A 12,947-nucleotide genomic window follows, 5' to 3' on the forward strand; every position below is an offset into this window, starting at 1 on the left:
TTTGAAATAGTATAGAAGTATGTACGTATAATAAAGTTTATATCTTTGCCCGTAACGGTCTTTTTTTTCGGCAAAAAATTCTCGGAAAATACCCTCTGATTAAGCTTTTTACTGCTTGCAATTTTAGCCAGTGTCTTGCTAGTTGCTAACCTTAAATAGCCTTTTCAGTATAACAGGGCAATTTAAAAATGCCCTCTGCGTTCGGCAGAGGATTTTTCCCCAGAGAACTTCCGTCTTATTCCCAAACTCTCCTCCCAAATGGACAACGTAGTCAGAAGGTTATTATCAGTTTCTTGCGCCTTCGCCCTTGCCACTGCGGTGGCCCAGCCCACGCTGGCCCAAAGCACCCGCAAGCAGCTAAAGACTGCAAACAAGCTCTTCGACTTAGAGAACTATCGGGCTGCTATACCTTACTATGAGCAGGTATTGGCAAAGGATCCAAACAATGCCTTGGCACTGTTTCGGGCCGGTATTTCCTATATGTCTTTTGATAAGGAGAAGGCCAGCGACTATATCTACAAGGCCCAACGGTTGAAGCCGAAGGTGTCGAAAGACGTAGAATATTGGCTGGGCCGCGTCGACCACCTCAACTACAATTTTGATGAGGCAGTAGCGCACTATCAGGCATACAATGCTACCCTGAAGAAAAAGGACACCCGCAAAGCGGAGCTGGCCCAATTGATTCAGCACAGCAAAAACGCAAAAGTGCTCTTCAACAGCCCCAAGGATATCTTCGTGAAGAACCTGGGGCCTACGATTAACACGCCTTTCTCCGAGCACAGCCCGGTTATCTCTTCTGATGACAAACTTCTGTTATTCACCTCCCGTGGTGAAAATGTAACGGGTGCTAATACCTCAGCAGAAGGCGCCAAAAAAGGCGAGGGTAACCTGGCTTCGGACGGCGAGTACTACGAGGATATCTTCGAGGCAGAGCGTATTGACGACGAGAACTGGTCTAAACCCCGCTCTTTGAGTGGTGTACTCAACGGCAAGGGCCACGATGCCTCTATTCAGGTTTTCGACAACGACACCAAGATGCTGATGTACCGCCAGGATAAGGCGGGCGACATCTTCTACTCTGAAAAAGCTGGTGGTGACTGGACCGAGCCTAAGAAACTGAATGATAACATCAACTCAAATCAGTTTGAGTCCGATGCTTACATTACGCCAGACGGGCTGACCATCTACTTCTCTACTGGTAAATATTCCGAGGACGGTACGCTGGATATCTACTACGCCACCCGCCAGCCCGGCGGCGACTGGGGTGAGGCGAAATCAGTAGGTAGCAACATCAACACCAAGTACGACGACGACAGCCCCTTCCTGAGCAAGGATGGTAAAACCCTGTACTTCTCCTCGCGGGGCCGTAACACCATGGGTGGCTATGATATCTTCAAGTCGGAGTACGACTCTATTGGTCGCCGTTGGGGCCAGGCCGAGAACATGGGCTACCCCATCAACACGCCTGATGATGATAGCTACTATCGTTTAAGCCCGGATGGCAGCTATGCCTATCTGTCGTCGTACCGCATTGGCGGCTACGGTGAAAAAGATATCTACACCATCAACTACATTAAGAATGCCATCATCCGCGGTAAGGTAATTTCCTCCCGCGACAGTGTGACGGTGATTCCTGGTGTGGAGCTCGTATTCAGTGGCACGCAGGCCGATAAAACGGCCCTGAGCTACCGCGACGTAACCAAGCCCGATTCCGGCAACTATGAGGTAAACGTGCTGTCTGGTCGTACTTACCAGGTAGCAGTTTCTAAAGATGGTAAAAATATTACCACCGAGGAGTTTGCCGTTCCCGTTGCTACTAAGGACTCGACGGTTATCGAGAAGAACTTCTATGTGCCATACATGGACACCACGAGTGCCGGTATGTTTGCCTTTAAGAAGATTTACTTCGATACGGACAAGTATAACCTGCGTCCGGAATCAGTATCGGAGCTAAACAACATCTCCCGGATCCTGAAAGCCAATCCCGGCCTGAATATCTCCATCGAAGGTAACTGCGACTCGCGTAACACGGATGAGTACAACATGGTACTGGGTCAGAACCGCGCCGATGCTGCTTACAACTACCTGAAGCGTAACGGTATTGGTGAAACCCGCATGGTGACCACCAGCTACGGTGAGCGTCGTCCGGCTGCTCCCAACGATTCTCCTGAGAACATGCAGCTTAACCGTCGGGTTGAGTTCCGCGTGATTCTGAAAGAAGGCGAGTCGATGGACAAGCTGAAGGTATCGCAGCCAGCGGCTCCCGCAGCAGCCGGTGCTAAGCGTACTACTACTACTGGTACATCCGGTACAGGTGCTACTGGTACCAGCACTTCCAATCAGCTGGTTCCCGGGAAAAGCAAAGTGAAAATGGCCGATGGCACCAAGGTGAAAACCAAGGTGGATGAGGACAGCGACAAAGTGAAGGTGAAAACCGAAGGTCCAAACGGCGAAGAATCGAAAACCGTCATTAAAGAAGGTGAAATCGATTCCAAAGTGAAGGATGCAGAAGGTAAGACCAAGCTGCAGGTAGAAGGCGCAACGCCTGCAAATCTGACGCCCACCACTGCTCCGGCTACTGACTCTACCCAAGCCGCTCCCATGACTACTCCTGCCTCGGACTCGACGCGCACGGCTCCGGCTAACATGAATGTAACGCCAACAGATACGACCACGGTAAAGCCGTAAGTAACTAAGGCACTTGCTTTAAAAAGGGTCGGGCACAAAGCCCGGCCCTTTTTTTTCAACATAATTCCCGGGGCGGCGTTATGTTTGGGCAATTCGGCCCTCTTTTTTTCGTTCAGCTCCCGAAGTATGTCCGTAGTTCCTTATAAAGATGATGCCGCCGACAAGAAGTCGCAGGTGGCTAATATGTTCAACAGCATTGCTGGCAAGTATGACTTCCTCAACCACTTTCTGAGTGCCGGCACGGATATTTACTGGCGGCGTAAGGCAGTGGATGAGCTGAAGCAGCTTCGGCCGGCACGCATACTGGATATTGCTACCGGAACAGCTGATTTCGCCATAGAAACCCTGCGGGCTGCTACCAAAGACGCGCAGATTACGGGGGTGGATATATCCGAGGGCATGTTGGAAGTGGGCCGCCGGAAGCTGGCTGCCAAAGGTCTGGCTAACCGTATTCAATTGGAGCTGGGCGATTCAGAAAACCTGCCCTTCCCGGATAATTCCTTCGATGCTGTCACGGCTTCGTTTGGGGTACGTAACTTCGAAAACCTTCCCAAAGGCCTGGCTGAAATGTACCGAGTGCTCCGCCCGGGTGGTAAAATGGTGATTCTGGAGTTTTCCAAGCCTACTGCTTTTCCCATGAAGCAGGCTTACAATTTTTACTTCCGGCACATATTGCCCGTGTTCGGCAAGCTGATTTCCAAAGACCGCGCCGCCTATACCTACCTGCCCGAATCGGTGCAGGCATTTCCGGATGGGCGTGATTTCCTGAATATCCTCACACAAGTAGGATTTACTCATACTGCATGGCAACCCCTCACGTTCGGCATCAGCTCTATCTATACCGCCACCAAATAGTCTGCTGGGCTCTGGCAGCTGGCAGCCTGCTGGCTGTAACCGGGGCCGCCCAGGCGCAAAGCAAAAGCCCTACCAGTGCCAAGCGCGGCCGGGGAGGCGTAGTAAAATCTATTACGGTCAATAACCTACCGGCTTACGATGAGAAGTGGTTTCATGGCGGGTTTCAACTAAATGCCAGTGCTACGCGCTACCGTATAGAGCAATCTTCCCTGATTAATTCGCGGGAGGTTTCTTCCAACGCTCTGGTTTCTCCCAGCTTCGGCATCAACTTTATTGGTGACGCACGGCTGGCTGATTTCTTTACGTTGCGGTTTACACCAGGCGTATCGTTTGCCACCCGTCGCATTGAGTATAAGGACATCAACTACTCGCCTAAAAATGAGGAAGACCCGGAGGAAATTAAAACCCAGGAAATAGGGGGTACTATTCTGGAGTTTCCTCTGCTGGTGAAGTTTCACTCGGAGCGGCGGCGCAACACACGCATGTACGTGGTGGCAGGGGCTAAGGGCAGCTACAACGTAACCAACCGCCGTCAAGACCCTGAAACCAGCTACCTCCGCACCGATAATGTAGATTACTCACTGGAGTATGGTGTGGGCCTGGATATGTTTTATCCATTTTTTAAGTTCGCGCCCGAACTGCGCTTTTCGCATGGCTTTCCTAATGTGCTGAAGCCAGGCCAGGATGTGTATAGCCGAAACCTACAACGCCTGCGCTCTAATGCAGTGACGCTGTATCTAAACTTTGAATAGCTCCTCTATGGCAGGAATTGCACTGATTACAGGTGCCTCATCGGGCATTGGGCGGGCTACCGCCGTAGCTCTTGCCCGAGCAGGGTTTTCATTAGTAATTACCGGGCGGCGGCAGGAGCGACTGGCGGCTTTGGCTGCCGAGCTAGCTCCTGTGCCGGTTCATACGCTTACTTTTGATGTGCGGGACCAGGCTGCAGTAGAAGCTGCCATTGGAAGCCTGCCAGAAGAGTTTCAGGCTATTGATGTGCTTATCAATAATGCCGGCAATGCGCATGGGCAGGCACCCATCGAAAAAGGTGACCCCAAAGACTGGGACCGAATGATGGATGGCAATGTGAAAGGGTTATTGTACGTAACCCATGCTGTGTTACCAGGCATGACGGCTAGACAACGGGGACACATCATCAACATTGGCTCCATTGCCGGCCATGAAGTGTATGCCAATGGAAATGTGTACTGCGCTTCCAAAGCTGCTGTAGCTGCCCTGAGCAAAGCTATGCGGCTCGATTTACTGCCCTACAACATTCGGGTAGCGGAAGTAAACCCAGGACTGGTAGCAACAGAGTTTTCGGAAGTACGCTTTAAAGGGGATACAAGCCGGGCAGCCACGGTGTACCAGGGTTATGAGCCCCTGCGGGCCGAAGACATTGCCGACCTCATTCAATTTATGGTCACGCGTCCGGCTCATGTAAACATTGCCGAAGTACTTATTCTGCCAGCGGCGCAGGCATCGGCTACCCTGGTGAAGAAAGAGCCAGTGAGCTAGTCATTACTTGCCATAAAAAAAGCCCCGCTATGTACTAGCGGGGCTTTTTTATGGCTCTGAAGAATTTTAACCCGAAGTATGCAACTGCCTTAGCACAGCGGCATTCAGCTCGTGTTTGCCCTCAAACGGAATGATTTCTGGATTGGCACCCAGCTTTTGCAGGAAGACTTGTTGGGTTTGTAGATCAGTAGCAGAGATAAACTCGTCCTGTGTGCCGCAAACCAGGGTAATAGGTACTCGTTGTGCCAGATGGGAGGCCACCGTAAAATCTACATCTGGCGGAAAGGCGCCGGCCCATAATACCAGCCGGTAGGGTCGGAAAGAAGCATGGGCCAGCCAACGGCTTACGGTTGCTGCTCCTTGTGAAAAGCCTAGTATCGTAATCCGAACATCAGTAGCACATTCGACCAGTACCGTTTCTGCCAGCTGATTCAGGTAGCTAACATAATCCGCTATTTCAGCGGTACGGTCTTCCCGGGTCATCCAGGAAGCGCCAATGCGCCCGCTGGTACCTTCCAAATAAAAACGGGAAAGCCCCTCCGGCGCAATTACTACCAGCGTAGGGTCAGCGTCAGTAAGTGCTGTAAAATGCCGGATGAAATACGCGCCCAACTGCCCGTAGCCATGGCAAACTACCCATAAATGTCGGGTGTTTTCTGACAGCGCTCCAGCCTGAAAGTACCGGGCTGAGCGGGTAACCGTAAGCCGGCGTTCCTGGGCGGTGGGCATAGCAGCAGTTAGGCGCGGGGTGGCAGGTCGTTGGCGGAAAACTGGAAGGGTAGCAGGTCGCTCAGGCTTTGGAAGCGGTAAATGCTGCCATTAGGACCAGGAAGAAGCAATGGGATAATATGGCCCTGGCGGTGCTCATACTCTGCCATTACTTGGCGGCAGGCACCGCAGGAAGTAACCGCTACAAAGTCGCCGTTGAGGGGACGAGCCGCCACCGCCATAGCCTTTATGCGGCGCTTTGGCTGACTAGCAGCCAAGCCAAACAAAGCTGTGCGCTCGGCACACAAGCCCGAGGGGAAGGCCGCATTTTCCTGGTTGGTTCCCTGAAAAAGGGAGCCATCATCCAGCAGCAAGGCCGCGCCCACGTGAAAGTGGGAGTACGGCGCGTAAGCATCGTTGGTGGCAGCGCGGGCAGCCTGCCAGGTGGCAGCTTCGGCGGTAGAAAGTTCGGCTTCGGAGGCAAGTACCTCTACTGAGATGGTCAGGTGAAGCGGGTGGGCCATGGGCAGGCGAAAAAAAAGCGTCCCGAAGCCAGATAGTGGCCCCGGTTGAGTAAGGGGCGGTGAATGTACTACAATTCCCGCTCACTTATATATTCCTCTCCAATTATAGCTGGTTGAGCTGCTACCCCAGCAGAAAGGAACATTGCCTTTACCTAAACAACTGTGGTACACAAACCAGAAAATACCGGATGATTGGGCAGATTTTAGTAGCATTGGCCATTATTTCCCACCCGCTTACTTGGTATGACGCGCATTTTGCTTCTGGGGGCTGGACGCTCCGCTTCCTCTCTCATTCAATACCTGTTACGCTACGCACCACTCGAACACTGGCAGGTGAGTATAGCGGATGTAAATCCGGCGCATCTGGCCCCCGTGCTGGCCACCCACAGCGCATACGCCCAGGCTATTTCCTTTGATGTAGCCCAGGTAGAGCAATTGGATGTGCTGGTACCTGCCGCCGATATTGTTATTTCGATGCTGCCGGCCCTTTTTCATCCCCTGGTAGCCCAAGCGTGCGTGCGGTATGGCCGGCATTTGGTAACGGCCAGCTATGTAAGCCCGGAAATTCAACTGATGGAAGCGGATGCCCGGGCGGCGGGCGTGGCCCTGATCATGGAGTGCGGCCTCGACCCCGGCCTTGACCATATGTCGGCTATGCGGGCTCTTTCGGAAATCAGACAGCGGGGTGGGGTACTTACTTCCTTTAAATCGTACTGCGGAGGTCTGATGGCGCCAAACTCCGAAGGAGAGAATCCGTGGAAATATAAGTTCACCTGGAACCCGCGCAATGTGGTACTGGCTGGTCAGAGCACGGCTAAGTATCTGGAAAACGGCCATCCGCGCTTTATTCCTTATCAGCAGCTTTTTGCCCGCACCCAGGTACTGACTGTGCCGGGCTACGGCGAGTTTGAGGGCTATGCCAACCGCGACTCTCTCAGCTACCGCCAGCCTTATGGTCTGGAGAGTATTCCCACCATTCTGCGCGGTACGCTACGCCGCCCCGGCTACTGCGCCGCCTGGCACGCCCTGGTGCGCTTGGGACTGACCGATGACACTGTGCACTTGGGTAATTCAGCGGCCATGACCTGGCAGGAGCTGATTGAAGCTTACCTGCCAGTGGCTACGTCCGGCAGCCTGCCGGAGCGAGTGGCAACCTACCTGGGACTACAGCCGCAAGGCCTGGAAATGGCAATGCTCACGTGGCTGGGACTATTTACTAACCGCCCCTTGGTGTTGCCGGATGCAACACCCGCTCAGCTGCTGGAGCTACTGCTTACGGAGAAATGGCAGTTGGCGGAAGGTGACCATGACATGATTGTCATGCAACATCTCTTCGATTTCACCTTGAATGGTCAGCCGCACCGGCGTACTTCGTCGTTGGTAGTGCTCGGCGATGATGCCACGCATACGGCTATGGCTAAAACGGTGGGTCTGCCCGTGGGAATGGTGGTCCGTCGCCTGGCACAGGGTAAAATTGCTCCTCGGGGAGTGGTTATTCCCACGCTCCCGGATATCTACGAGCCAATTCTAGATGAGCTGGCCGCCGATTATAATATCCATTTTGAAGAGCACGAATTTGCCTTAGACTAGAGCCCTGGTTTAGAAAGCCAAATAAAAATCCTGCAGCAGCTCGCGGAATTCCACCGAATATTCCTCATCCCTGGCCTGATGAATAGCCAGCGACTGTGCCACCACCGATCCTGGATTTTGGCTGAATGTGGTGATGTGACGAAGTGCTTTGCTACCGGGGCGGTGGTGTAATGTGAGTCGGTGGCTGGAATATAGGCCTACCGCGGCAGCTTCGCGCTCCAGATGCTGCATTTCTGGTGGCGGCAACAGAACAGAAAGCTGCCCGTTGGGTGCTAAAAGGGCGGCGGCACTGGCACACAACGCAGAAAAAGGAAGCGTATCAGGAGTGGTATGTCGGGCGGTAGTACGGGCCGCATTTGGGGAGTGAAGTGAATGCCGGAAAAAAGGTGGGTTGCAGAGGATCTGATCGAAATAGCCAGGGGAAGTGGCCATGTACTGCTGCAGGCTCAGGGGGTGAATTTGCAAGCGGCTCGCCCAGGGAGAGGCTGCTGCGTTGGCCGCTGCTTGGGCAGCGGCTTCGCTATCCAGCTCAACGGCATCCACAGTAGCTTCAGGTGCCCGTTGGGCCGCCATAAGCGCAAGTAGCCCAGTGCCGGTACCAATATCCAGTATGCGCTTTGCTTTGCTTAATGGAGCAGAGGCGCCAAGCACGCAGGCATCAGTACACACTTTCATGGCACAGGCCGCCTGCTCCACGCGAAAGTGCTTAAACTGAAACCAGGAATTAGCCACGGAAAAAGTGATGGTTAAGCATAGGAAAGAGGCAACGCTGAGGCTGCTTTATGATGCGCGGCGAGCTTCAATCAACTCATAGCCATCGTCAATCAGGAGCGGGCCTTGGGTAGCGCTACGAACGGCCAATTGGTCACACCGCTCGTTTTCGGCGTGGCCGTTGTGGCCGCGTACCCATTTGAACTGCACTTTGCGCTGGCGGTAGACCTTGAGAAAACGGCGCCATAAGTCCTCGTTGGCTTTTTTGCCGAAATCCGGCTTTTTTTCCCAGCCAAACACCCAGCGTTTCTCTACAGCGTCTACCACATATTTAGAGTCGGTAACAACCGTAATGGGCAGCTCTGGACGGTTTATGGCTTCCAGGCCCACAATCACGGCCAGCAGTTCCATGCGGTTGTTGGTGGTAAGACGAAAACCCTTGGTTAACTCTTTTTCGTGGTGGCCGAAGCGCAGAATAGCGCCGTAGCCGCCCGGGCCGGGGTTGCCACGCGAAGAGCCATCAGTGAATAAGTGAATCAAAAGGAAAATGAAGTTATTAGGAAGCGCCAGGCTAGGTGCAGCCTGGTGCTTCCCAAGAGAAGTTAGAAGTTCTGTTTAAACAGCTTAATGGCAATGGCCAGGAGAATCACACCGAACACGCGGCGCAGGATGTCCTCCCCGGCCTTACCCAGCTTGCGTTCAATCCAGTGGCTGCTCTTTAGCACCAGGTACACAAATACCAGGTTGACTACGATACCCACCAACACGTTTGGCAGCGAGTATACTGCGCGCAAAGAAATCAACGTCGTCATGGTGCCGGCTCCCACAATAAGCGGGAAGGCCAGTGGCACAATGGAGCCCGTACCACTGGCCATGGGGCTGTGCTTGAAAATTTCCACGCCCAGAATCATTTCCATACCAATGAGGAAAATGATGACGGAGCCTGCCAAGGCAAACGACTGCAGATCTACACTGAATAAGGCCAGAATGCTCTGTCCCAGAAACAGGAATGCTACCATCAAAACGCCTGCCACCAGGGTAGCCAGCTCCGAGTTGATCCGACCTTCCCGCTGCCGAATCTGAATGATAATCGGGATGGAGCCCAGAATATCAATAATGGCAAACAGGGTAAGCGTGACGGAAGTGATTTCCTTGAGGCTGAACATGTAGAATGGTAAAGGAAGAAATCAGAAAGCTAAGCCATCCGATTTCTTCAGTGACGAGCAGAATCAAGCAAAATCCCGGGCGAAAAACTGGACCAACTGCTCAAAGGCAGCGTCTGGAATAGCCGGGAAGTTGGCGATGCGTAGGGAATTGGGCTTCCAGCCACCGTAGCCGCTGCCGAGCTGCAGACCTTGCGTGAGGGCCCGGCGCTTTACCTCATCTATCAGAGCCGGGGGGGCTTGTAGGGCTACCACGGTGGTAGAGCGGGTTTCTGGGTTCTGCACCAGGGGGCGCAGCTGGGTGGCCTGGTCGAAATAATCGTAGAGCTTGGTGGCGCGGTCGGTGAGGTGCTGGTGTACTGCCTTGATGGGCGGGCGGTCCTGCAGCATTCGGCTCAGCAGATAAATGCCCAGCACGTTAGGCGTGTGTGTGGTCTGGAAGTTGAGCATCTTCTCATACTGCGAGGCCAGGCTGTTGTAGTGCGCCCGCTCATTAATCTGGCGCAGCCGGTCTACGGCCCGCGGCGAGAGCAGCATGACCGATAACCCTGCTGGCAGCCCAAAGCATTTCTGCACCGAGGCGTACCAGATATCAGCCTTAATGTATTTCATTTGAATACCTGCCAACGAGGACGTAGCATCTACTGCCAGCAGGGCATTGCCAACCCGGTTGTATAGGTTCAGAATAAATCCATCGCGCAACTGGGTGGCATTGCTGGTTTCGTTCTGTGTGATGCACACCAAATCAGTCTGACTATCGAGAGGCAGGTTGGTGATATTAGGCAGATCATCAAGCCCAAATTGAATGCCTGTAGAGGCCGGACGGAGGGCCTTAGCATAGTCATACCACTTCTCGCCGAAGGCCCCATTGTACAGGTGCAGGCTTTTAGTGGGCGTGAGGCTCTGCGTGAGTACTTCCCAGCATTCGGTGGCCGAGCTCATGAAGAACACAGTATAGTCCTGCGGAACGTTGAGGCGGGTTTTCAGGTCCGTAACCGTCTGGCGCATGAGGCCGGTAAACCGCTCACCCCGGTGCGGGGCCGACAGCCAGCCTTCATCGTAGGCGTCCTGCAGGTACTGACGCACCTGCGGGTACACCTGCGCGGGACCAGGATTGAATGTATACATAGAATAGGTGAGGTCAGAAGGGAAGGAGAGAGGCCGCAAAGGTAAGTGGCCCACGCCTGCTTTGCGAGTAAAACGAACTGGCGGGCGTAATAGCACCTAAGCGCGAAACTATACTTTAAACCCCATGCGCTTGGGACGCAGGCCATCAAAATATTGCAGGGCCAGGCGGTAGCTATCCAGCTTAAAGCCACTGATGCTGCCTACGCAATGGCGACCAATGAGGCTTTTCTGACGAAACTCCTCCCGCGCGTGCAGATTGCTCAGGTGCACTTCCACCACCGGGGTATGAATGGCGGCTACGGCATCGGCCAGGGCCACGCTGGTGTGCGTGTAACCGCCAGCATTCAGCACTACACCCTGGTAGGTGAAGCCTACTTCGTGCAACTTGTCAATTAATTGACCTTCGTGGTTGCTTTGATAATGTTCCAGCGTAAGGCTGGGAAAGGCTTCCACTAATTCCGGCAGATAGTCTTCGAAAGAGCGGGTGCCATATATGCCCGGCTCGCGCCGACCCAGCAGGTTGAGGTTGGGTCCGTTGAGAATAAGAATTTGCATAGAATATAGGTAGGGACTTGGCGTGGCAGAACTGTAGCTTTGCAAACCAAGGCCGTTATGAAGTGGCCCAAGTTACGGGGTGGGCGCAGCTTTTGTACCAGCCCGGGCCTGAAGTGGCCAAAATAGCCTTCTAAAAATCCTAAGCTTTACCTGTCACCTGTGAACTGGTCTATCTACCTCAAACAATTCGAAGGGTATCTGCGGCTGGAAAAGTCTCTTTCCGGCAACAGCATTGAGGCCTACGCCCGGGATGCAGCCAAGCTGCGCCAGTTTTTGGAAAGCCGACAACTCACTACCGCGCCGCAACAGGTAACTACTGCTCAACTACGGCAATTTCTGGCCTGGTTGGGCGAACTAGGGATGAGCGCCACCTCGCAGGCCCGCACCCTGTCAGGGCTGAAGGCATTCTACAGCTTCCTCATCATGGAAGACCAGCTCAGCATCGACCCCACTGACACGCTGGAAGCGCCCAAAACCGGCCGCAAGCTGCCCGATACGCTCAGCTACGAGGAAATAGTGCAGCTGCTGGAAGCCATTGATATGAGCACCAATGAAGGCACCCGCACCCGGGCGCTGCTGGAAGTACTGTACTCTTCCGGCCTGCGTGTGAGCGAGCTAACAGAACTGCGCCTCTCCAATGTATATGCTGATCAGGGCTTTTTGCGCGTAACCGGCAAAGGCAACAAGGAGCGCCTGGTGCCCATTGGGCGCGATGCCCTGAAGCACCTGGGCTTTTACCTTAGCGGCGTGCGCTGCCACCAGGATATTCAGTCTGGTAGCGAGGATATGGTGTTTCTGAACAAGCGTGGCAGCAAGCTCTCCCGCATCACGGTATTCACCACTATTAAAACGCTGGCAGAAAAAGCAGGCATCCGCAAAACCATCAGCCCGCACACCTTCCGCCACTCCTTTGCTACGCACCTGATAGAAGGGGGCGCCGATTTGCGCGCCGTGCAGGAAATGCTGGGCCACGAGAGCATCACCACCACGGAAATCTATACCCACCTGGACCGCGACTATCTAAAGCAGGTTATCACGGAGTTTCACCCGCGCAGCTAGCGGCTGGGCAGGATAGAGGCATCCAGCTCCCGGCAGTGCCGCAGCCAGTCCTGGGCCTGCGCTACCTCGTCAAAGAGCTGCAGGTCAAAGTACGGGCTGAAGTCATGCTGCAGAGCTATTTCCATGATAATATCATAGGTATCCGGATGCGTGACGTGGGCCATATGCCGAAGACCGTAGGTGGTGGCAATGGGGGCCCAGTGCTGCTCTATCCAGTGCAGAGTTTCAAACCACATAACCATCACCCGGCTGTTGTCATTGAGCACGCACGAAGGCCGCAGCTCTTGCAACACTTCCAGGGTTTTCTGAGCACCTTGCTTGGCTTCATCAGCCCCTAAAGAACCCTCCCAGGTCACTACCAGGCAGTCGGTAGCGGGCTCATAGCTGATTGTGCAAAACCGGGGGTGGGTGGGTGAGCTGAGTTCCTGAATTATCATTCGCTTCGGAT

General features: G+C 53.8%; 14 protein-coding genes. 6 read left to right on the forward strand and 8 right to left on the reverse strand.

The features are described from left to right. Nucleotides 1-258 precede the first annotated feature (258 nt). From Q4G72_RS10280 to Q4G72_RS10295, 4 genes are all read left to right on the forward strand, one after another. The gene (locus tag Q4G72_RS10280; protein WP_303311339.1) at nt 259-2,688 is read left to right on the forward strand and encodes an OmpA family protein; all 2,430 of its coding nucleotides are present in this window, start codon (nt 259-261) and stop codon (nt 2,686-2,688) included. 126 nt (nt 2,689-2,814) lie between these two features. Beyond that, nucleotides 2,815-3,543 carry a bifunctional demethylmenaquinone methyltransferase/2-methoxy-6-polyprenyl-1,4-benzoquinol methylase UbiE gene (gene ubiE, locus Q4G72_RS10285; RefSeq protein WP_121238035.1) on the forward strand — a complete coding sequence of 243 codons (729 nt, stop codon included), beginning with the start codon at nt 2,815-2,817 and terminating at the stop codon, nt 3,541-3,543. After that, entirely contained in the window at nt 3,492-4,295 is an 804-nt protein-coding gene (gene porT / locus Q4G72_RS10290) for a type IX secretion/gliding motility protein PorT/SprT (protein ID WP_303311340.1), read from the forward strand. The genes ubiE and porT overlap by 52 nt, the downstream gene beginning before the upstream one ends. A 7-nt stretch (nt 4,296-4,302) precedes the next feature. After that, nucleotides 4,303-5,061: an SDR family NAD(P)-dependent oxidoreductase gene (locus Q4G72_RS10295; RefSeq protein WP_303311341.1), complete on the forward strand. Its 759-nt coding sequence runs from the start codon at nt 4,303-4,305 to the stop codon at nt 5,059-5,061. Between the two features lie 66 nt (nt 5,062-5,127). Here Q4G72_RS10295 and Q4G72_RS10300 read toward each other — a convergent pair whose 3' ends face one another. Together Q4G72_RS10300 and cdd are read right to left on the reverse strand one after the other, a co-directional pair. Then, nucleotides 5,128-5,790, reverse strand: a complete 663-nt coding sequence (locus tag Q4G72_RS10300; RefSeq protein ID WP_303311342.1) for an alpha/beta hydrolase — start codon at nt 5,788-5,790, stop codon at nt 5,128-5,130. An 8-nt stretch (nt 5,791-5,798) separates the two neighbouring features. After that, entirely contained in the window at nt 5,799-6,293 is a 495-nt protein-coding gene (gene cdd, locus Q4G72_RS10305) for a cytidine deaminase (RefSeq protein WP_303311343.1), read from the reverse strand. Between the two features lie 243 nt (nt 6,294-6,536). Between cdd and Q4G72_RS10310 the strand changes: the two genes are divergently transcribed. Beyond that, entirely contained in the window at nt 6,537-7,883 is a 1,347-nt protein-coding gene (locus Q4G72_RS10310; RefSeq protein ID WP_303311344.1) for a saccharopine dehydrogenase C-terminal domain-containing protein, read from the forward strand. A gap of 9 nt (nt 7,884-7,892) precedes the next feature. Here the strand turns inward: Q4G72_RS10310 and Q4G72_RS10315 are convergent, their stop codons facing one another. From Q4G72_RS10315 to aroQ, 5 genes are all read right to left on the reverse strand, one after another. Next, nucleotides 7,893-8,615: a tRNA1(Val) (adenine(37)-N6)-methyltransferase gene (locus Q4G72_RS10315; RefSeq protein ID WP_303311345.1), complete on the reverse strand. Its 723-nt coding sequence runs from the start codon at nt 8,613-8,615 to the stop codon at nt 7,893-7,895. Nucleotides 8,616-8,663: 48 nt separating this feature from the next. After that, complete coding sequence (rnhA, locus tag Q4G72_RS10320; RefSeq protein ID WP_303311346.1) at nt 8,664-9,134, reverse strand: ribonuclease HI; 471 nt, start codon at nt 9,132-9,134, stop codon at nt 8,664-8,666. Between the two features lie 62 nt (nt 9,135-9,196). Then, entirely contained in the window at nt 9,197-9,760 is a 564-nt protein-coding gene (locus Q4G72_RS10325; protein WP_303311347.1) for a MarC family protein, read from the reverse strand. Between the two features lie 63 nt (nt 9,761-9,823). Next, nucleotides 9,824-10,885 (reverse strand): aminotransferase class V-fold PLP-dependent enzyme, encoded by a 1,062-nt coding sequence (locus Q4G72_RS10330; RefSeq protein ID WP_303311348.1) that lies wholly within the window; start codon nt 10,883-10,885, stop codon nt 9,824-9,826. 108 nt (nt 10,886-10,993) lie between these two features. Then, nucleotides 10,994-11,440 (reverse strand): type II 3-dehydroquinate dehydratase, encoded by a 447-nt coding sequence (gene aroQ, locus Q4G72_RS10335; RefSeq protein ID WP_303311349.1) that lies wholly within the window; start codon nt 11,438-11,440, stop codon nt 10,994-10,996. Nucleotides 11,441-11,599: 159 nt separating this feature from the next. Between aroQ and xerD the strand changes: the two genes are divergently transcribed. Further along, nucleotides 11,600-12,499: a site-specific tyrosine recombinase XerD gene (xerD, locus tag Q4G72_RS10340; RefSeq protein WP_303311350.1), complete on the forward strand. Its 900-nt coding sequence runs from the start codon at nt 11,600-11,602 to the stop codon at nt 12,497-12,499. On the opposite strand, the gene Q4G72_RS10345 is transcribed toward xerD, so the two are convergent. Continuing rightward, a complete protein-coding gene (locus Q4G72_RS10345) occupies nt 12,496-12,936 on the reverse strand; it encodes an STAS/SEC14 domain-containing protein (RefSeq protein ID WP_303311351.1) in 441 nt (146 codons plus the stop codon). The two genes, xerD and Q4G72_RS10345, sit on opposite strands and share 4 nt — an antisense overlap. Nucleotides 12,937-12,947 lie beyond the last annotated feature (11 nt).

This window comes from Hymenobacter sp. BT730 (assembly GCF_030542105.1).
Taxonomy (GTDB): Bacteria; Bacteroidota; Bacteroidia; order Cytophagales; family Hymenobacteraceae; genus Hymenobacter.

Bases quoted from the DNA above. Each gene is read 5' to 3' on its own strand.
- Q4G72_RS10280 (WP_303311339.1), top strand. From the start codon at position 259: ATGGACAACGTAGTCAGAAGGTTATTATCAGTTTCTTGCGCCTTCGCC.
- ubiE (WP_121238035.1), top strand. From the start codon at position 2,815: ATGTCCGTAGTTCCTTATAAAGATGATGCCGCCGACAAGAAGTCGCAG.
- porT (WP_303311340.1), top strand. From the start codon at position 3,492: ATGGCAACCCCTCACGTTCGGCATCAGCTCTATCTATACCGCCACCAA.
- Q4G72_RS10295 (WP_303311341.1), top strand. From the start codon at position 4,303: ATGGCAGGAATTGCACTGATTACAGGTGCCTCATCGGGCATTGGGCGG.
- Q4G72_RS10300 (WP_303311342.1), bottom strand. From the start codon at position 5,790: ATGCCCACCGCCCAGGAACGCCGGCTTACGGTTACCCGCTCAGCCCGG.
- cdd (WP_303311343.1), bottom strand. From the start codon at position 6,293: ATGGCCCACCCGCTTCACCTGACCATCTCAGTAGAGGTACTTGCCTCC.
- Q4G72_RS10310 (WP_303311344.1), top strand. From the start codon at position 6,537: ATGACGCGCATTTTGCTTCTGGGGGCTGGACGCTCCGCTTCCTCTCTC.
- Q4G72_RS10325 (WP_303311347.1), bottom strand. From the start codon at position 9,760: ATGTTCAGCCTCAAGGAAATCACTTCCGTCACGCTTACCCTGTTTGCC.
- Q4G72_RS10330 (WP_303311348.1), bottom strand. From the start codon at position 10,885: ATGTATACATTCAATCCTGGTCCCGCGCAGGTGTACCCGCAGGTGCGT.
- aroQ (WP_303311349.1), bottom strand. From the start codon at position 11,440: ATGCAAATTCTTATTCTCAACGGACCCAACCTCAACCTGCTGGGTCGG.
- Q4G72_RS10345 (WP_303311351.1), bottom strand. From the start codon at position 12,936: ATGATAATTCAGGAACTCAGCTCACCCACCCACCCCCGGTTTTGCACA.